At 75.4% G+C, this 16,370-nt stretch carries 18 protein-coding genes; 10 read left to right on the top strand and 8 right to left on the bottom strand.

What is annotated here, in order from left to right:
• The first annotated feature begins 42 nt into the window (after nucleotides 1–42).
• From ACIQ9P_RS06830 to ACIQ9P_RS06855, 6 genes are all read left to right on the top strand, one after another.
• Nucleotides 43–420: a hypothetical protein gene (locus ACIQ9P_RS06830; protein WP_266314789.1), complete on the top strand. Its 378-nt coding sequence runs from the start codon at nucleotides 43–45 to the stop codon at nucleotides 418–420.
• 170 nt (nucleotides 421–590) lie between these two features.
• Complete coding sequence (locus ACIQ9P_RS06835) at nucleotides 591–956, top strand: hypothetical protein (protein ID WP_402350851.1); 366 nt, start codon at nucleotides 591–593, stop codon at nucleotides 954–956.
• Between the two features lie 217 nt (nucleotides 957–1,173).
• Nucleotides 1,174–1,539 (top strand): hypothetical protein, encoded by a 366-nt coding sequence (locus ACIQ9P_RS06840; RefSeq protein ID WP_402350854.1) that lies wholly within the window; start codon nucleotides 1,174–1,176, stop codon nucleotides 1,537–1,539.
• Nucleotides 1,540–1,869: 330 nt separating this feature from the next.
• On the top strand, nucleotides 1,870–2,262 hold the full coding sequence (locus tag ACIQ9P_RS06845) for a hypothetical protein (RefSeq protein ID WP_402350857.1): 393 nt from the start codon (nucleotides 1,870–1,872) through the stop codon (nucleotides 2,260–2,262).
• 60 nt (nucleotides 2,263–2,322) lie between these two features.
• Nucleotides 2,323–4,578 (top strand): MMPL family transporter, encoded by a 2,256-nt coding sequence (locus ACIQ9P_RS06850; RefSeq protein WP_402350859.1) that lies wholly within the window; start codon nucleotides 2,323–2,325, stop codon nucleotides 4,576–4,578.
• 59 nt (nucleotides 4,579–4,637) lie between these two features.
• On the top strand, nucleotides 4,638–5,138 hold the full coding sequence (locus ACIQ9P_RS06855; protein WP_402350862.1) for a MarR family winged helix-turn-helix transcriptional regulator: 501 nt from the start codon (nucleotides 4,638–4,640) through the stop codon (nucleotides 5,136–5,138).
• 123 nt (nucleotides 5,139–5,261) lie between these two features.
• On the opposite strand, the gene ACIQ9P_RS06860 is transcribed toward ACIQ9P_RS06855, so the two are convergent.
• Complete coding sequence (locus ACIQ9P_RS06860) at nucleotides 5,262–6,758, bottom strand: SDR family oxidoreductase (protein ID WP_402351476.1); 1,497 nt, start codon at nucleotides 6,756–6,758, stop codon at nucleotides 5,262–5,264.
• A gap of 464 nt (nucleotides 6,759–7,222) precedes the next feature.
• Here ACIQ9P_RS06860 and ACIQ9P_RS06865 point away from each other — a divergent pair, with 464 nt between their 5' ends.
• Both ACIQ9P_RS06865 and ACIQ9P_RS06870 read left to right on the top strand, forming a co-directional pair.
• The gene (locus ACIQ9P_RS06865; RefSeq protein WP_402350865.1) at nucleotides 7,223–8,008 is read left to right on the top strand and encodes a CBS domain-containing protein; all 786 of its coding nucleotides are present in this window, start codon (nucleotides 7,223–7,225) and stop codon (nucleotides 8,006–8,008) included.
• 161 nt (nucleotides 8,009–8,169) lie between these two features.
• The gene (locus ACIQ9P_RS06870) at nucleotides 8,170–8,838 is read left to right on the top strand and encodes a beta-glucanase (protein WP_402350868.1); all 669 of its coding nucleotides are present in this window, start codon (nucleotides 8,170–8,172) and stop codon (nucleotides 8,836–8,838) included.
• A 35-nt stretch (nucleotides 8,839–8,873) separates the two neighbouring features.
• Here the strand turns inward: ACIQ9P_RS06870 and ACIQ9P_RS06875 are convergent, their stop codons facing one another.
• The gene (locus ACIQ9P_RS06875) at nucleotides 8,874–9,239 is read right to left on the bottom strand and encodes a hypothetical protein (RefSeq protein WP_402350871.1); all 366 of its coding nucleotides are present in this window, start codon (nucleotides 9,237–9,239) and stop codon (nucleotides 8,874–8,876) included.
• Between the two features lie 307 nt (nucleotides 9,240–9,546).
• Between ACIQ9P_RS06875 and ACIQ9P_RS06880 the strand changes: the two genes are divergently transcribed.
• Nucleotides 9,547–9,978, top strand: coding sequence for an SHOCT domain-containing protein (locus ACIQ9P_RS06880; RefSeq protein ID WP_402350874.1), 432 nt, complete (start codon nucleotides 9,547–9,549; stop codon nucleotides 9,976–9,978).
• Between the two features lie 93 nt (nucleotides 9,979–10,071).
• On the opposite strand, the gene ACIQ9P_RS06885 is transcribed toward ACIQ9P_RS06880, so the two are convergent.
• A complete protein-coding gene (locus tag ACIQ9P_RS06885) occupies nucleotides 10,072–10,482 on the bottom strand; it encodes an organic hydroperoxide resistance protein (protein ID WP_402350877.1) in 411 nt (136 codons plus the stop codon).
• Nucleotides 10,483–10,616: 134 nt separating this feature from the next.
• Between ACIQ9P_RS06885 and ACIQ9P_RS06890 the strand changes: the two genes are divergently transcribed.
• Complete coding sequence (locus ACIQ9P_RS06890) at nucleotides 10,617–11,099, top strand: MarR family winged helix-turn-helix transcriptional regulator (protein ID WP_402350880.1); 483 nt, start codon at nucleotides 10,617–10,619, stop codon at nucleotides 11,097–11,099.
• 141 nt (nucleotides 11,100–11,240) lie between these two features.
• On the opposite strand, the gene ACIQ9P_RS06895 is transcribed toward ACIQ9P_RS06890, so the two are convergent.
• The 5 genes from ACIQ9P_RS06895 to ACIQ9P_RS06915 all read right to left on the bottom strand — a co-directional run bounded on the left by ACIQ9P_RS06895 (nucleotide 11,241) and on the right by ACIQ9P_RS06915 (nucleotide 16,366).
• Complete coding sequence (locus ACIQ9P_RS06895) at nucleotides 11,241–11,624, bottom strand: VOC family protein (RefSeq protein WP_402350882.1); 384 nt, start codon at nucleotides 11,622–11,624, stop codon at nucleotides 11,241–11,243.
• A gap of 101 nt (nucleotides 11,625–11,725) precedes the next feature.
• Entirely contained in the window at nucleotides 11,726–12,649 is a 924-nt protein-coding gene (locus ACIQ9P_RS06900; RefSeq protein ID WP_402350885.1) for an STM4011 family radical SAM protein, read from the bottom strand.
• Nucleotides 12,650–12,660: 11 nt separating this feature from the next.
• Nucleotides 12,661–14,112: an STM4012 family radical SAM protein gene (locus ACIQ9P_RS06905; protein ID WP_402350888.1), complete on the bottom strand. Its 1,452-nt coding sequence runs from the start codon at nucleotides 14,110–14,112 to the stop codon at nucleotides 12,661–12,663.
• Nucleotides 14,109–15,014: an STM4013/SEN3800 family hydrolase gene (locus tag ACIQ9P_RS06910; RefSeq protein ID WP_402351478.1), complete on the bottom strand. Its 906-nt coding sequence runs from the start codon at nucleotides 15,012–15,014 to the stop codon at nucleotides 14,109–14,111. Before ACIQ9P_RS06910 ends, ACIQ9P_RS06905 begins: the two co-directional genes overlap by 4 nt.
• Before the next feature lie 110 nt (nucleotides 15,015–15,124).
• A complete protein-coding gene (locus tag ACIQ9P_RS06915) occupies nucleotides 15,125–16,366 on the bottom strand; it encodes an STM4014 family protein (RefSeq protein WP_402350890.1) in 1,242 nt (413 codons plus the stop codon).
• Between the last annotated feature and the right edge of the window lie 4 nt (nucleotides 16,367–16,370).

Genomic DNA, 16,370 nt, shown 5'->3' on the forward strand with positions numbered 1-16,370 from the left:
GGGCCCGGCACGGAACGTCCGTGCCGCGAGAGGAGCCGCACCGTGTCCCGTCTCCGCGCCACCGCACTGGCCCTCGGCTGTACCGCCGCCGCCCTGACCCTGGCCGCGACCACCGCGACCGTCGCCCAGGCCGCCCCGGGCGACATCGTGTCGATCTGCGCCAACCAGTACACCCCCGCCGGCTGGGTCGACATCGCCTGGGCCAACGACTACAGCTGCGGCGGCGGCACCTTCACCCCGAACCGCAAGACGATGGAGCAGGTCGCCGGCCTGCCCATCGGCACCACCCTCAACGTCTGCGCCTCGGCGTGGCCGCCGGCCGGCTGGACCCAGGTCTCCGAGTTCTACAGCCAGAGCTGCCGCTACTCGGCCGTGCCGAGCCTGAACCACAACTCCTGGAAGATCACCCGCGTTTCCTGACGCATCGTCAAGTCTGCTCGGGCCCAACCGGATCGCGGCCTCGTCGCGATGCGGGTGGGCCCGGCGGGCCCCGGGCGGACCGGCCGGAAAGAAGCTGTCCGTACCCGTCGTTCCGCCGGTACGAATGGGTGGCCGGCGCGGACCGCCCGCGCCGTGGAGAGGAGCCCCCCGTGTCCCGCTTCCGTGCCGCGGCCCTGGCCGTCGGCTGCGCCGCCGCCGCGCTCACCCTGACCGCCACCACCGCCGACGCCGCCCCCGGCGACACCCGGAACGTCTGCGGCAGTCAGCTGACCCCGAGCGGCTGGGTCGACGTCCAGTGGTGGAACGAGTACGCCTGCGGATCCGGCTTCAGCCCCAACGCGAAGCGGATCCAGCAGGCGGACGGTCTGCCGGTCGGCACCACGCTCACCGTCTGCGCCTCGGCGCTGCCGCCGGCCGGCTGGACGCAGCTCTCGGAGTTCTACAACAGCAGCTGCCGGTACTCGGTCTCGCCGAGCTTCAACAACAACTCCTGGCAGATCAAGCGCGTGTACTGACGCCCCGGGTGCCCGTGCCGGCGTCCCGGACGTCCGTGCCGGCGCCCCGTCCGGGCGCATATGCCGCGAACAAGTGCGACGGCGTACTGTCAACCGTCGCTAATGCGACGGGCGATCCGGGGCGGTGGACCGGAAAGGCGCTGTCCGTACCCGTCGTTCCGACGATAGGAATGGGTGGCCGGCGCGGACCGCCCGCGCCGTGGAGAGGAGCCGCTCCGTGTCCCGTATTCGCGCCTTCGCCGTGGCCGCAGGCTGTGCCGCCGCCGCGCTCACCATGACCACCACCAGTGCGCACGCCGCCCCCGGCGACACCCTGAACGTGTGCAGCAGCCAGCTCACCCCGACCGGGTGGGTCGACGTCCAGTGGTGGAACGACATCAGCTGTTCCTCGACCTTCAACCCCAACAAGAAGCAGATCAAGCAGCTCACCGGCCTGCCGATCGGCACCACGCTCACGGTCTGCGCCTCGACCTACCAGCCGACCGGCTGGGTGCAGCTGTCCGCGTTCTACAACAGCAACTGCCGGTACTCCGCCGTGCCGAGCCTCAACAACAACGCCTGGCAGATCAAGCGCGTTTCCTGACCCCGCCCCTGCCGGCTCCCTGCGGGCGACCTGTCGACGGCCCACCGGTCCCGTACCGGTGGGCCGTCGGCGTGCCACGACGGGAAGTGCGGACCGGTGGCGGGCCGTACCGGTCAGCCGTGCCGGAGGGTCGTACCGGAGGGCCGTACCGACGGGCCGGCCGGGGGCCGGGAGCGCCGGAGCGGCGCGGGCCGGAAGCCGGGTGGCGCCGGGGGCCCGGCCTTTCGTCCCGGAACCGACGGCGCGGACGGGTGCCCTCCGGGCGCCGAGGCACTTGACTGTCGGGGACGGGATCCGACCCGTCCGCCCGCCACCCAGGAGGCCACCGCCATGCACCGACGTCTGCTGCGACTCACCGGCGCCGCCACCGCCGTCTACGGGATCGCCGTCGCCCGCCGACCCGCCCTGCTGGCCGCGCCGTCCGGCCTCACCGCTCCGGACGGCTCGGTGCCCGCGGCGGTCGCCGCCTGCCTGCGCCCGCTGGCCTTCCGCGACGCCGCCTGCGGCCTCGCGATGGCCCTCGCCCCGAACGACGCCGCCCTGCGCACCGCGACCGCCGTGCGGATCGCCTCCGACCTCGGCGACGCCGCGCTGCTCGCCACCGCCCTCCCGGCCCGCCGGCACCGGGTGATGGCCGTCGCCGTGTCGGTCGGCTGGGGCGCGATCTCGGTGGCCGGACTCCTGGCGCGGCCGCGGAATCCCTCCACCGGTGAAGTCTCTTGACCGTCGAGAGATATGATCCGGGCTGTCCCGACCCCGCCCAGGCCCGGAGCGTGCCCCACCATGCCCGCTGACCGTCCCCACGCCACCCCGCCGTCCGCCCCGGTGCGGCCGACCCCGGCACCCGCAGGTCCGTCCACCGGGCGTCGCCGCGCCAGGCTGCTCGTCCCGCTCGCACTGCTGATCGTCTGGCTCGGCCTCGGCGGCGCCTTCGGCTCCTACGCGGGCCGGCTCGGCGAGGTCGCCACCAACGACCGCGCCGCCTTCCTGCCGCGCAGTGCCGAGTCCACCGAGGCCGCCCTGCTCGGCGCCGACTTCCGGGCCGACGACGCGGTGCCCGTGATCATCGTCTGGGAGAGCCGCGGCGGCCCCCTCGACGGCACCGGGCGCGCCGCCGCCGAACAGGCCCTGCGCGCCGCCGCCGCCCTGCCCGGCGCCACCGGACGGGTCTCGCCCGCCCTGCCCGCCGCCGACGGACAGGCCCTACAGGGCGTCGTCCAGCTGCGCTCCGACCTCGGCCGGGAGACCGGCGCCACCGTGGACGCCGTCCGCGGGCTCGCCGAACAGGTCCCCGGCACCACCGTCGGCCTGGCCGGGCCCGCCGCGATCATGGCCGACCTGGGCGGCGCGTTCGCCGGCATCGACGGCCTGCTGCTCGGCGTCGCCCTCGGCGTCGTCCTGCTCATCCTGCTCGCCGTCTACCGGGCCGTCCTGCTGCCGCTGCTGGTGATCCTCGGCGCCGTCTTCGCCCTCGGCATCGCGTGCGCCCTGGTCTACCTGCTCGCCGACCACGGGCTGGTCACCGTGGACGGCCAGGTCCAGGGCCTGCTGTCGATCCTCGTCATCGGCGCCGCCACCGACTACGGCCTACTGCTCTCCGCCCGCTTCCGGGAGGAACTCCACCTGCACGGCGACCGGTTCGCCGCCATGCGCACCGCCTGGCGGCAGTCCGTCGAACCGATCGCCGCCTCCGGCGCCACCGTCGCCCTCGGCCTGCTCGTCCTGCTGCTCTCCGACCTCACCAACAACCGCGCCCTCGGCCCGGTCGGCGCGATCGGGATCGCCTGCGCCGTGCTCTCCGCGCTCACCTTCCTGCCCGCCGCACTGGTGCTGGCCGGCCGGGCCGCGTACTGGCCCGCCCGGCCCCCGGCCGACGGGCACGCCCCGGTGCACGCCGTCTGGGCCCGGGTGGCCGAGCTCGTCGCCCGCCGCCCGCGCGCACTGTGGGCGGGCAGCCTGGTGGTCCTGGCGGCGCTCGCCGGCCTCGCCCCGACCCTGGACGCCGGCGGTGTCCCGCAGAGCGAACTGTTCGTCAAGGCCCAGCCCTCGGCAGCCGGCCAACGGCTGCTCTCCGCGCACTTCCCCGGCGGCAGCGGCAACCCCGCCGTGATCATCGCCGCCGCCGACAGCGCCGCTCCCGTCACCGCGGCCGCGGCCGCCGTGCCCGGGGTCGCCGCCGTCCGCGCCACCACCGCCGGGGCCCCGGGCGCCGCGCCGCTGGTCGTGGACGGCCGGGTCCGGCTGGAGGCCACGCTCACCGACCCGGCCGACAGCGACGCGGCCATCGCCACCGTCCACCGGCTGCGGGACGCGGTGCACGCCGTGCCCGGGGCGGGAGCCCTGGTCGGCGGCTACACCGCCCAGCAGGACGACACCCGGACCACGGCCGCCCACGACCGGCGCCTGATCACCCCCGTGGTGCTGCTCTGCGTGCTGGCCGTGCTGGTCCTGCTGCTGCGCTCCCTGGTCGCGCCGCTTCTGCTGGCCGCCACCGTCGCGCTCTCCTACCTCGCCACGCTCGGGGTCAGCGCGGTGGTGTTCCCGCACGTGTTCGGGTTCTCCGCGGTGGATCCCTCGGTGCCGCTGTACGGGTACGTGTTCCTGGTCGCGCTCGGGGTGGACTACAACATCTTCCTGATGACCAGGGTCCGGGAGGAGTCGCTGCGCCTCGGCACCCGGGAGGGGGTGCTGCGCGGGCTCACCGCCACCGGCGGGGTGATCACCTCGGCGGGCGTGGTGCTGGCCGCGACCTTCGCCGCGCTCGGGGTGATCCCGCTGGCCTTCCTCGCACAGATCGCCTTCATCGTGGCGTTCGGGGTGCTGCTGGACACCCTGCTGGTCCGTTCGCTGCTGGTGCCCGCGCTGGTCCGGGACCTCGGCGACCGGGTCTGGTGGCCCGCCCGGACCGGCCGCGGCGCCCCGCCTGCGGCGTCGCGCCCGGTGGCGGCGCCGGGGGCGGTCCCGGTGTCGGCGGACGGCAGGTCCGGGGCCGGGTCGGCCGAGGCCGGGTCCGGGGCGGCGGGCGGCGTGGCGCAGTGACACCGCGCCGTTAGGCTGAACGGGTTGGATCGACGCCGTACGCGACCGGAGAACACGCCTTGTCCGAGCAGGGGGAGCAGCACGAGCAGTGGCAGGCGCCGCCCGAGGGGCCGGCGCTCGGCCGGCTGCTCCAGGACCTCGCCTCCGAGATGAACCTGCTCGGCCACGGCTTCGCCGGCGCCAGCGGCCTGCACACCACCGACGTGCAGGCGCTGCTCGCGATCATGCGCGCCGCCCCGGAGCCCGGCCGGTCCGGCGGCGGGATCACGCCCGGGCGGCTCGGCGAGGAGCTGGGCCTCTCCTCGGGGGCGGTCACCGCCGTGCTGGACCGGCTGGAGCGGGCCGGGCACATCCGCCGCAGCCGGGACACCGCCGACCGACGGTTGGTCCTGGTGCACTACCTGCCGGGCGCCGGGCGGATGGCGGCGGAGTGGTTCGCTCCGGTGGCCCGGCGCACCGAGACGGTGCGGGCCGAGTTCACCTCCGCCGAACTCGCCGCGGTGGCGCGCTTCCTCGGCCGGATCACCGGTGAGCTGGCCGACCTGCGCCGGGACCGCTGACCGGCGGGGCGACCTGCCGCCGGACGGACGGACAAGCGGCCGGTCGGTGCCCGCGCGACCGGTGGTCCGGGCCGGGCCGCCCCGGCTCGGTCCGCACTCGGCCCGGTCGGCTCCGCACTCGGCTCAGGCCGTACCGCCCCCGGACCCGACCCCGTTGCCGCGCGCGGCCTCCTCGGTGATCCGCCGGGCCATCCCGCCGAACACGACGGCGTGGAACGGCGCCACCGACCACCAGTAGGCGTGTCCGGCCAGCCCGCGCGGGTGGAACAGCGCCCGCTGCCGGTACCGGGCACCGCCCGCGCCGTCCGGGGCGACGGTCAGCTCCAGCCAGGCCGGGCCGGGCAGCCGCATCTCGGCGCGCAGCCGCAGCAGCCGTCCGGGCTCGATCTCCTCCACCCGCCAGAAGTCGAGCGAGTCGCCGACCCGCAGCCGCGCCGGGTCCCGCCTCCCGCGCCGCAGGCCGACCCCGCCGAGCAGCCGGTCCACCCACCCGCGCACGGCCCAGCCGAGCGGGAACGAGTACCAGCCGTTGTCGCCGCCGATCGCCTCCACCACCCGCCACAGCGCGGCCGGGTCGGCGTCCACCCGGAGTTCCCGGACGTCCTGGTAGAGGCTGCCACCGGCCCACTCCGGATCGGTGGGCAGCGGGTCGCTGGGGGTGCCGGGCAGCGAGGCGGAGGACCACCGGGTGGCGACGTCCGCGTCCTGGATCCGCCGCAGCGCCAGCCGGACGGCGTCGTCGAAGCCGACCGCGCCGCCGGGCGGTGCGGGCAGGAGGCGGTCGAGGTCCTGCTCGGTGCGGACCACCTCGTACCGCAGCGACTCCACCAGCGGCCGGGCGATCGACCCCGGCACCGGGGTGACCAGGCCGACCCAGAGACTGGAGAGCCGGGGCGTGAGGACCGGCACGGCGAGGATCAGCCGGCGCGGCAGTCCGGCCACCGCGGCGTACCGCTCCATCATCCGTCGGTAGGTCAGCACGTCGGGGCCGCCGATGTCGAAGGCGCGGTCGAGCTCCGGCGGCAGTGTGGCGGCCCCGACCAGCAGCCGCAGCACGTCGCGCACGGCGATCGGCTGGATCCGGGTGTCCACCCAGCGCGGGGTCACCATCACCGGGAGCCGCTCGGTGAGGTGGCGCAGCATCTCGAAGGAGGCGGAGCCGGAGCCGATGATCACCGCGGCCCGCAGTTCCGCGGTCGGCACGCCGCTCGCCCGCAGCACCCGGCCCACCTCGACCCGTGAGCGCAGGTGCGGCGAGAGCCGCCCCGCCGGGATCCCGGCGGGGGCGAGGCCGCCCAGGTAGACGATCCGGCGCACCCCGGCCATGGCCGCCGCCCGCCCGAACGCCTCGGCGGCGGCCCGGTCGGTGGCCTCGAAGCCGGGGCCGGTGCCGAGCGAGTGCACCAGGTAGTAGGCGACGTCGACGTCCGTGAAGGCGTCGGGGAGGCTCTCGGGGCGGGTGACGTCCCCGGTGACCACCTCGACCCGGCTCCGCCAGGGGTGGTCCCGCAGCCGGTCCGGCGCGCGGACCAGGCAGCGCACGGTGTGGCCGGCGTCGAGCAGGACCGGCACCAGCCGTCCGCCGATGTAGCCGGTGGCCCCGGTGACCAGGCAGCGCAGCGGCCCGGCGGCCGGGTGGTCGCCGGGCGGGGTGGGCCCGTCGTCGTGCGGCGCGTCGGGGCGGTCGTCGTGCGGGGCGTCGGGTCCGGTGGGGCGGTCGGGGTCGCCGGGGCTGGAGGGTTCGGTCACGGTGGCTCCCGGGGGCGGCGGTGGGCGGTCCGGCCGGAAGGCGTACCCGAACCGCCGGTGGGGTGCGCACCCCGGATCGGCCGGTTCGCCCCGTCCGGCCCATCGGGGCGGGGGCGGGCGCCGGTCCGGTCCCGCCCCCGGGCGGTGCGGGGCCGGTAAACTCGGCGTTCGGGGCCAGAGGCCGTTGGTCCCCGTGATTCAGCCCCTTGGCCCCTGGCGGATCGGCCGGTCGGGGGAGATGCTCCTGGTACAGCCGACCGGACGACCGAGGTCCGGCCGGACGGTGCTCGCGGACGAGGTGAACCGGCGTGCGGCATGCCACCGTCGAATCAGTGATGACCAGCCCCGTGGTCCGGGTGATGCCCGAGACCGGCTTCCGGGAGATCGTCGCGCTGCTGGCCGAGTACGACATCACCGGCGTGCCGGTGGTGGACGACGACGGCCGGCCGCTCGGCATCGTCTCCGAGGCGGACCTGCTGCTCACCCTGGCCGCCCAGGAGGACCAGGGGACGTTGATGCCACCGCCCGGTGCCGCCAGGCCCGGTCCGGACGGCGCGGTCACCGCCGCCGATCTGATGAGCGGGCCGGTCGTCTGCATCACTCCCTCGACCAGCGTCGTCGTGGCGGCCCGGCTGATGGGGCGGCACGGTGTGAAGCGGTTGCCGGTGCTGGACGAGGACGGCCGGGTGTTCGCCATGGTCAGCCGGGGGGACCTGCTCCGGGTCTTCCTCCGCGAGGACCGGGTGATCCGCCGGGAGATCGTCGAGGAGGTGCTCGGCCGGGTCGAGGGCGTGAGCCCGGCCCTGGTCGGGGTCGAGGTCGACCAGGGCCGGGTGGTGCTCAGCGGCACGGTGCCGGAGCCGCACCTCGTCCCGATCGTGCTGAACCTCTGCCGTTCGGTGGACGGCGTGGTGTCGGTGACCGACCGGTTGAGTGCCGACACCTTCGGTGGCCTGGGCCCGGAGGACGACTCTCCGGGCGGCGCGGACGGGGCCGGACCGGACGGGACCGGCGCCGATGGGGGCGCCGAGGGCCCCGGCGGGGTCACCGCCGGGCGCGACGGGGGGGGCGCGCGCAAGGGCAGCGCGCGCGGGAGCGGCGCGCCTGCGCCGGTCCGCTGACCCGGTACGCCCGCGCCCGGCGTCCGTCGCCACTCCGTTCGATCGGGGGATCGGCTGGATCCGGAGCGTCCGCTTCGAATACTGCGCTGCGTATCGGGCATATCACCCTGCGTGTGCGGCGGTAGAGGGCCGCCGCGCCGCCGGTGACCGGGGAGGCAGCCGTGGCCGTCGTGTTCGACGCGGACTTCACATCGACCAGCCAGTGGATCGCGGGGCGCAGCAGCGCCTATCCCCGGATGGGGCCGACCAACCGGGGGGACCACAAACTCGACTTCCTGAGTCGCGCCTACTGCCCCGGTGGGGTCTTCACCGCCGTCCGGCGCCACGGCGGCGACCTCTGGACGTGCAATCTGCTGACCACCGAGGGCAGCCCCGAGGGCTTCCAGGTCCGCACCGGCGACGTGCTGAGCGCGCGCATCACCCTGCCCCGCGAGCTCGGCGCCTGGCCGGCGATCTGGACCTGGCGGGACGGCGGCAACGAGATCGACGTCTTCGAGTACCACCCCGACCATCCGGACCTGCTGGAGATCTCCAACCACGTCCTGGGCGGCTACCGCTACTGGCACGGCGCCGAGGCCGGCATAGCCCCCGGCGCGACCTTCGACCTGCGGACGGTCTTCGGCGCCTACTCGGTCGACTGGTTCGTCGACGGCACCCTGATCCACGCCGACCGGCGCGGTGTGGGCGCGGGCTGGCACGCCTTCCTGATCGTCAACCTGTCCGTGGCGGACGGCACCTACCACGACCGGCCGCCGATCTTCGGGTCAGACCTGCTCAGCTGGAGCTGTCACAGCCTGCGGATCGAGCGGGGCGGTCCGGACGGCGCGTGATCGGCGCTGGGGCGGCGTGGCCGGGACGGCGCGCCCTACGGCGGGAACGTCGCCGTCACCAGGCCGCGCGGTCCGGAGCGCTGGAACCAGACCGTGCGGCGGCGCGGGCCGATGTACGCGGGGTGGGTCACATAGAGGTCGTCGCGCGGCGCGGTCTCGTTGCCGGGTGAGAGAGCGGCGTCCACCGCGTCGGCGGCGATGGCGCGGAGCAGCGCCTGGGCGGTGGCGGTCGCGGCGTCGGGGGAGATGGCCAGCGCGGTGAGTTCGTACCAGAGCGCTGTCGAGACGTAGCCGATGGTGGAGTGGCCCAGTGCCGGGTGGGGACGGTGGTCCGCGTAGCGGAGCAGCACCCCGGCCGCGACGAGGCGCTCGCGGTCGTCGGCCGGTGGGTGGTGGTTCATGGGGCGAACGCTACCCGGCCGGGCGCGGGCCGGTCCGGCCCCGGGCGCTTTCCCGCTCCGGCGGCCTCGGGGCGGCGTATGCTCGGCGGCTCTTCCGTGTCTCGGCCTTCCCCCGCCTCCCGCCTCCCGTGAGCCTCGGCCCCGACCCCGCCTTTCGGCGCGCCGATGCCTCTTCACTCCCGCCTCATCCCCTCCTCACGCCACTCCGACGGGCCTGGGCGCACGATGGTGGTGAGGCGCCGAGCGCCCCGGGGCGGGTCGTCGGACACGGCGGCCGCCCATGGACCGGGGTGGTGAGGAGGTCGTGATGAGGCACTGGAACGGTCATGGCTACGGCCATGGCATCGGGCCCTGGGGCCTGGGTCTGTTCGCGCTGGGACTGCTGCTGGCCGTGGTGGCGCTGGTGGTCGTCGCGGTGCTGCTGACCCGGAGGTCGCGGATCGCCGGTCCGCCGCCGCCCAAGGGCGGGTGGGCGGGCGGCCCCGGCGGCCCGGTGGGCGGAGCGCCGCCGTCCTGGGCGTCGGCGGAACAGGTCCTGGCGGAGCGGTTCGCCCGTGGCGAGATCGACGCGGAGGAGTACCGGCACCGCCTGGAGGTCCTGCGGGGGAGTGGGGGGTCACCGGGGGCCGGTCCGTCGGCCGCGCCGTCGCCCCCGCCCCAGGTCCCGCCGGGTCCGCCGGATGCGCCCCCGCCGCCGCCCGGTCGGTCCTACCCGCCGCCGACCGGTGGACCGGGCTGACGCGACGGAGCCCCGCCGCGCGGTCGCGCGACGGGGCGTCCTCGGTGTTCGGCCCGCAGTCGACCGCTCGGCCGGGGACCGACCGGCCGGTGACTACTCGACGACGAGCTCGACCGGGATGTTGCCGCGGGTGGCGCGGGAGTACGGGCACACCTCGTGGGCCTTCTTCACCAGCAGCTGGCCGGTCTCGCCCGCGAGCGCCTCGGGCAGCTCGACCCGCAGCACGACCGAGAGGCCGAAGCCCTCGGCGTCCTTGCCGATCGACACCTCGGCGGCCACCGAGACGTCGCCGGTGTCCACCTTGGCCTGGCGGCCGACCAGGCCCAGCGCGCTGGCGAAGCAGGCGGCGTAGCCGGCGGCGAACAGCTGCTCCGGGTTGGTGCCCTGACCGCTGCCGCCGAGGGCGGGCGGCATCGCCAGGGCGAGGTCGAGCTGCCCGTCGGAGCTGACGGCACGGCCCTCCCGGCCGTTGGCGGTGGCGACTGCGGTGTAGAGCGCGTCCATGGTCCGTTCCCTTCGGTCCTGCGTGCGAAGTCGTGGTCCGGTGGCCCGCTCGGGCCGCCTTCCGGAAACAAGTAGAGCACACCATTCAATTGCGCACAACTGAATGGTGCACATGTCGTCGCTACGATGGACCCATGACCGTGCTGCCCGACCTTCCCGACGATGCCGACCTGCTCCTCCTGGACCGACAGATCTGCTTCTCGCTGAACGCGGCCTCCCGCGCCTTCGGCGGTGTCTACCGGGTGTTGCTCAAGGATCTTGGCCTGACCTATCCGCAGTACCTGGTGATGCTCGTGCTCTGGGAACACGGCGAACTGCCCGTGAAACGGATCGGCGAACACCTCCGACTGGACTCGGGGACCCTCTCCCCGCTGCTCAAGCGACTGGAGGCGGCCGGCCTGGTGCGGCGCAAGCGCAGTCCGGAGGACGAGCGTTCGGTCACCGTCAGTCTCACCGGCGAGGGCTCCGCGATGCGCGAGCGCGCCGGACAGGTGCCCCGCCGGCTGCTGGTCGCGACCGGGCTCCCGGTCGAACAGCTGGCCACCCTGCGGGTGCTGCTGGACCAGGTCACCGAGGCGCTCGACACCGCCGTTCCCGGTCTGGCCGCCGAGGGCTGACGCCCGCCGCGGCACCCGCCCCTCCGTTCCCCGGCCGGGCACCGCGCGATGCGGTGCCCGGCCGGGGCGTGTGTCGGTCCGGTCCGGTCCGATCGTCCCGTTCGGTGCGAGCGACCGAGCGGGACGATCGGTCGGGCCGGGTCAGCCGGCGGTGCGCTCGTGCAGGCAGAGAATGTTTCCCTCACAGTCCTTGAACCAGGCCGCGCGCATGCCCTCGTCCTCGACGACGCCGTCGACCGTCTTCAGGCCGGGCATGTCGTACTCCTCGAACACGACGCCGTTTCCGCGCAGCGCGGCCATCTCCGCGTTCAGGTCGGAGACCTCGAAACTGGCCAGGGTGTGGGCGGCCTGGCCACCGCTCGGTGTCTCGTAGATACCGAACTCGGTGCCACCGCACTCGAACGTCAGATCGCCGTGCGGGCCGGCGTCCTTGAGCTTGAGGCCGAGGGTGTCGGTGTAGAAAGCCTTCGCCCGGGCCACGTCGGCGGCGGGAATGATCGCCACCAGGGGTGCGTCTCCAAGCATGCTGATCGCCTCCTCCTCCCTCCAGCGTAGGTACGTCGACCGGGAGCGGGCCAGGCCGGAGCCGGGCCCGGCCCGAGATACCCCGCAGTGTGGCGGCGGCGTCACCGGGCGTGCGGGATCCGCTCCAGCACGCCGCCCGCGAAGACGTCGTACAGCGGCAGCGTCTCCAGGTGCACGTAGCCGATGTGGCAGTCGCAGACCGGCAGCGGACAGGGCCGCGGGCCGAGCCGGGCCCGGTAGGAGCCGTCGTAGAGGTTGCCCAGTTCCTCGGGCACGAAGTGGCAGCGGCGGACCGTGCCGTCGCCGTCGACCGAGACCACGGACTCGCCGGTGCGACAGGCCCGGCCGGCGCTCGGGTGGGCATGTCTGCTGTACCCGAAGTGCGGATCGACGGCGGTCCAGTCGGCGGCCTCGGAATCGGTGTAACTCCGGCCCTCGGCGGCGTTGATCCACAGATAGACCGCCGGGGAAAGCTCGGAGCGCAGCCGCCGGGCCGCCGCGAGGTGCTCCGGCTGCCCCACCACGCCGACGCTGTACCGCACGCCGAGCGCGTCGAGCTCGTGGCACTTGGCGAGGAAGCGCTCGTGCGCGACCTGGCCGGGATGGTAGGTGACCCAGAGCGCGAGGGTGTCGAGGTCCGCCTCGGCCAGCCAGCCGGTGCGGCAGCTGAGGTTGCTCTGGATCGCGACCCGGCGCACGTGCGGCAGCCGGCTCAGCTCGACCATGGCCCGCCGGTACCAGGACCGCACCAGCCCCTCGCCCCAGGGGGTGAACAGCACCGAGAGGGTGTCCCCGGACCCGCCGCGGCCGGCCACCCAGCCGGTGAACCGCTCCAACGCGGCCCGGTCGGCCCGGAGTTGCCCGGGGGTGTCGCGCCGCTTGGCGAACGGGCAGTACGGGCAGTCGTAGTCGCAGGAGGCCAGCGGGCCGCGGTAGAGCAGACCGAGGTCGAGCGGTCCCGGCGTCGGCCCCGGTCCTGGCGTCGGGGGCGAGGCCGGGACCGGGGAGGGACCGGACGCGGGCATGCCGAGGAAGGTCACTTCGCCTCGTACTCCGCCATCAGCGCGCGGACCTCGGGGGAGAACAGCATCGGACCGACCGCGTCCGAGTGCGCCAGCCCCTCGGGCGAGAGCCTGAGCCGCTCGGCGCGATCCGCGGGACCGGCGGCCGCACCGGCCGCGCCGCTCCCGTCGCTCGTGCCGCCCGTGGTGGCGCCCGCGTCGGGGGTGTCCTCCGCCAGCCAGCCGCGGGCGGCGAAGGCCGCGAACTCGGCCGGGAAGTCCTCGGCCGGGGTGCTGCCGAAGCGGTACCGGTAGTCCGCGAGTGCCAGCCCCTCCGCCTGGAGCAGCGACTGCACGAGGTGGCGGCGCCGCGCCTCCGACGGCGTCATCGCCCGGCCGACCACGGCGTGGTCGAACGCCGGGGTCGCCACGTAGTCGTCGATGATGCGGCGCACCTCCGTCGCGTCCACCGCGTAGTCGAAGGAGTAGTGCAGACGGGAGGTGTAGGAGCGGGCGCCGCAGCCGAGGCCGACCATGCCGTCCGTCTGGCAGGCGTACTCGCTCACCCCGGCCTGCGGCGCGGCCGCCCGGCGGAACATCCGCATCGACACCTGCTCGTAGCCCTGGGCGAGCAGGTGGTCGCGGCCGGCCCGGTAGAGGGCGAGCCGCCGGGCGTCCCACCGGTCGGGGCCCTCCGCCTCACCGCGCCGGGCCAGCCCGGTCAACGGCCGGACGTAGAGCGGGTACAGGTACAGTTCCTCGGGCCGCCAGGCGAGTGCGGCGTCCAGCGACCGGAGCCAACTCGCCTCGGTCTGGCCGTCGATGCCGTAGATGAGATCGATGTTGAGGACCGGGAACCCCGCCTCGCGGATCCGGCCCAGCGCCGCCTCGACCTCGGCGCGCTTCTGCGGCCGGACGGCCGAGCGGGCCTCCGCGTCGACGAAGGACTGCACGCCCAGGCTCAGCCGGGTGGTGCCGCGCTCGGCCAGCACGGCGAGGCGGTCGGCGGTGGCCGTGGCGGGCGACGCCTCGACCGAGAGCGGGATCGCCCGCAGGTCGGCACCCATCCGGTGCTCGGCGATGTCGCAGAGCCGCTCCAGTTCGGCGGCGCTGAGATACGTCGGGGTGCCGCCGCCGAACGCGGCCAGCGCGAACCCGGCCCCCTCGTCCAGCGCCGCGCGGACGGCGCCCGCCTGCCGGTCGAGGGCGTCCAGGTAGGCGGTGGTCAGTCCGTCCGGGCCGCCGATCCGGGTGAACAGGTTGCAGAAGCCGCAGCGCACCTCGCAGAACGGGATGTGCAGATAGAGCGAGAGCGCGTGCTGCGACTCGCCCGCCCACAGCTCCCGCAGCGGTGGACGGTCCGGCAGCTCGCGGTACGCCGTCTTGTGCGGGTAGGCGTACACGTACGACTGGTACGGGGAGGCGGCCGAGGCCCCGTCCGGGAGGAGGACCGGGAGGACGGCCGGCGCGGCGGGGGCGGTGGTCATGCGGTCTCCTCGGCGGTCGGTGCGGGTGCGGGTGCGGTCGGTGCGGTCGTGGCGGGGCCGTCCGGTGCGGTCGTGGCGGGCGGCGTGTCCGGGGTGGCCGGCGCGGGCAGCGTGAAATGGGCGTACGGCACCGTCCAGACCACCTCGTGACCGATCCGGTGGCCGGTGTAGCCGTCCTCGCCGTAGGCCGTGCCGTGGTCCGAGCAGACGATCGCGAAGCACGGCCGGCGCGCGCTCATCGCCGCGAACAGCCGGCCGATGTGGGCGTCCACGTACTCCAGCGCGGCGGCGTGGCTCTCCCGGCTGTCGCCGTGCTCGCGGGTCGCGCCGGGCAGGTGGAACCAGTTCGGCTGGTGCAGCGAGGGGACGTTGACGAACAGGAACAGCGGCTGCCCGGCGGGCTGCTCGGCCGCCACCCGCTCGGCCCGGTCGACCTGTGCCTCGAAGGAGGTCGGCGAGGGGACGCCCATCTCCGCCGTCCAGTGGCTCTCCTGGAACAGCCCGGGCAGCACCGAGCCCAGCGGGCCCTGCTTGTTGAAGAACCCGACGCCGCCGATGCAGACCGTCCGGTACCCGGCGGCGGCGAGCGCGCCCGGCAGGTCGGGGGCGTCGAAGACCCAGGTACGCGGCGCGGTGCTCTCCGACCCGGCGAACCGGGCGGCGAACAGCCGCGGGTGCGGTCCGTCGGGCGAGGCCGGCGTCGGCAGGAAGCCGGCCAGGATCGCCTGGTGGGCGGCGTAGGTGAAGCTGCCGGGGGAGTGCCGCCGCTCCCAGCGCCCGCCGGGGAGGTGGGCGGCCAGGTGCGGGATCCGCCCGGCGGCGGCCAACTCCTCGGCGACGTCGAACCGCAGGGTGTCCAGGGTGACCAGCAACAGGTCGTGGCTGCCCACCACGGCGTTCATGTCGGGCGTGGCGGGCGTGGCGGGTGCGGCGGGAGCCGGGGAGGCGTCCGGCGCCGAGCCCGGGGCGGCGGCGTCGGTCGCGGGGGCGTTGACGGTGGTGCGGTGGCTCATCAGGACTGTTCCGTACGTGGGTGGTTCGGGCGGTTCGGGTGGTTCGGCGGTGCGAGGTGGAACGGGCCCGGTCCGGCTGGCGCGACCGGTCCGGAGGGTGCGACCGGTGCGGCACCGAGTGCGGCGAGCTGGGCGGCGTAGGTGTCGAGGCCCTCCGCCGGACCGTCCGGCAGGCCGGTGAGCCGGGGCAGCAGGTCCCCGAAGGCGTTGACCTCGCCGACCACCGCGCGCCGCCAGGCGGCGGTCGGCAGGACGTCGACGCCGACCATCGGCGAGCCGGGGAAACAGGCGGCCGCCCGCTCCGCCGTCTCCAGCAGGTCCGGCCAGGCCGCTCCGGCGGCCTCCCGGGCCAGTTCCGGACTGCCCCGGGTACCGCCGAGGTGGAGGTTGGTCATCGGCCGGTCGCTGGTGCGGACCACCACGTGGGTCGCCCGCCCGGCGACCACCACGACCCGCAGGTCGGCCGACCGGCCCGACTGGGCGGCCTTCGGCACCCACTGCTCGACGTGCAGACCGTCCGGGGCGAGGCGGTCGATCAGCTCCGCCACCTGCCGTTCCTCCTGGTAACGGCGGACCCGCAGCGAATTGTGCATCCGGCCGTCGGCGAGCTTCACCGAGGTGGTGGCCCGGAGCTGGCCGCGGGGCCCGAACTCCAGCGCCACCACGCCCGAGGCGGAGGAGCCGTGGGACGGTTTGACGAAGACCCGGCGCAGCCCGGCGGCGTCCAGCCGGGCCCGGAGGTCCTCCCAGCCGGCGACGGCGGCGCCCGTCAGGGCCCGCGGCACCGGGACCCCGGCCGCCGACAGCAGGGCGTGCGTCCGCCGCTTGTCGAACATCACGGCGATCTCCTCCGGATCACCGAGCAGCCCGACCCCCGGGGTCGCGGCCAGCGTGCGCAGCGCGGCCGTCACCCCGGCGTACCAGGCCGCGCCGCCCTCGACCCGGGTCGCCGCGTAGTCCGCGCCGAGCACCGGGCCGCGCAGCAGCGCGTCCACCGCGGCGTCCTCTCCCGGGGAGTCGATCCGCACCACGGCGCCCGGGGACAGCCGGTGGGTGCCGCGCAGCAGGTCGATCCAGGGCAGGACGGCGGGCTCGGGCAGCCCGGCGGCCCGGGCGGCGGCCGCGAACAGCGTCACCCGGCGGTGGCCGGGATTGCCGAGCACGGTCAGCCGCCCGTCCGGCGGGAGGCGGTGGCAGGCCCGGGCCGGAGCCCGGCCGGAGCCCCACGGGGTCGTCAGCATCGGC

The sequence above is a fragment of the Kitasatospora sp. NPDC094019 genome, assembly GCF_044764505.1.
GTDB lineage: Bacteria > Actinomycetota > Actinomycetes > Streptomycetales > Streptomycetaceae > Kitasatospora.

Bases quoted from the DNA above. Each gene is read 5' to 3' on its own strand.
- ACIQ9P_RS06880 (WP_402350874.1), top strand. From the start codon at position 9,547: ATGAGGCACTGGAACGGTCATGGCTACGGCCATGGCATCGGGCCCTGG.
- ACIQ9P_RS06900 (WP_402350885.1), bottom strand. From the start codon at position 12,649: ATGCCCGCGTCCGGTCCCTCCCCGGTCCCGGCCTCGCCCCCGACGCCA.
- ACIQ9P_RS06865 (WP_402350865.1), top strand. From the start codon at position 7,223: ATGACCAGCCCCGTGGTCCGGGTGATGCCCGAGACCGGCTTCCGGGAG.
- ACIQ9P_RS06890 (WP_402350880.1), top strand. From the start codon at position 10,617: ATGACCGTGCTGCCCGACCTTCCCGACGATGCCGACCTGCTCCTCCTG.
- ACIQ9P_RS06845 (WP_402350857.1), top strand. From the start codon at position 1,870: ATGCACCGACGTCTGCTGCGACTCACCGGCGCCGCCACCGCCGTCTAC.
- ACIQ9P_RS06905 (WP_402350888.1), bottom strand. From the start codon at position 14,112: ATGACCACCGCCCCCGCCGCGCCGGCCGTCCTCCCGGTCCTCCTCCCG.
- ACIQ9P_RS06885 (WP_402350877.1), bottom strand. From the start codon at position 10,482: ATGGACGCGCTCTACACCGCAGTCGCCACCGCCAACGGCCGGGAGGGC.
- ACIQ9P_RS06850 (WP_402350859.1), top strand. From the start codon at position 2,323: ATGCCCGCTGACCGTCCCCACGCCACCCCGCCGTCCGCCCCGGTGCGG.
- ACIQ9P_RS06910 (WP_402351478.1), bottom strand. From the start codon at position 15,014: ATGAACGCCGTGGTGGGCAGCCACGACCTGTTGCTGGTCACCCTGGAC.
- ACIQ9P_RS06875 (WP_402350871.1), bottom strand. From the start codon at position 9,239: ATGAACCACCACCCACCGGCCGACGACCGCGAGCGCCTCGTCGCGGCC.
- ACIQ9P_RS06895 (WP_402350882.1), bottom strand. From the start codon at position 11,624: ATGCTTGGAGACGCACCCCTGGTGGCGATCATTCCCGCCGCCGACGTG.
- ACIQ9P_RS06915 (WP_402350890.1), bottom strand. From the start codon at position 16,366: ATGCTGACGACCCCGTGGGGCTCCGGCCGGGCTCCGGCCCGGGCCTGC.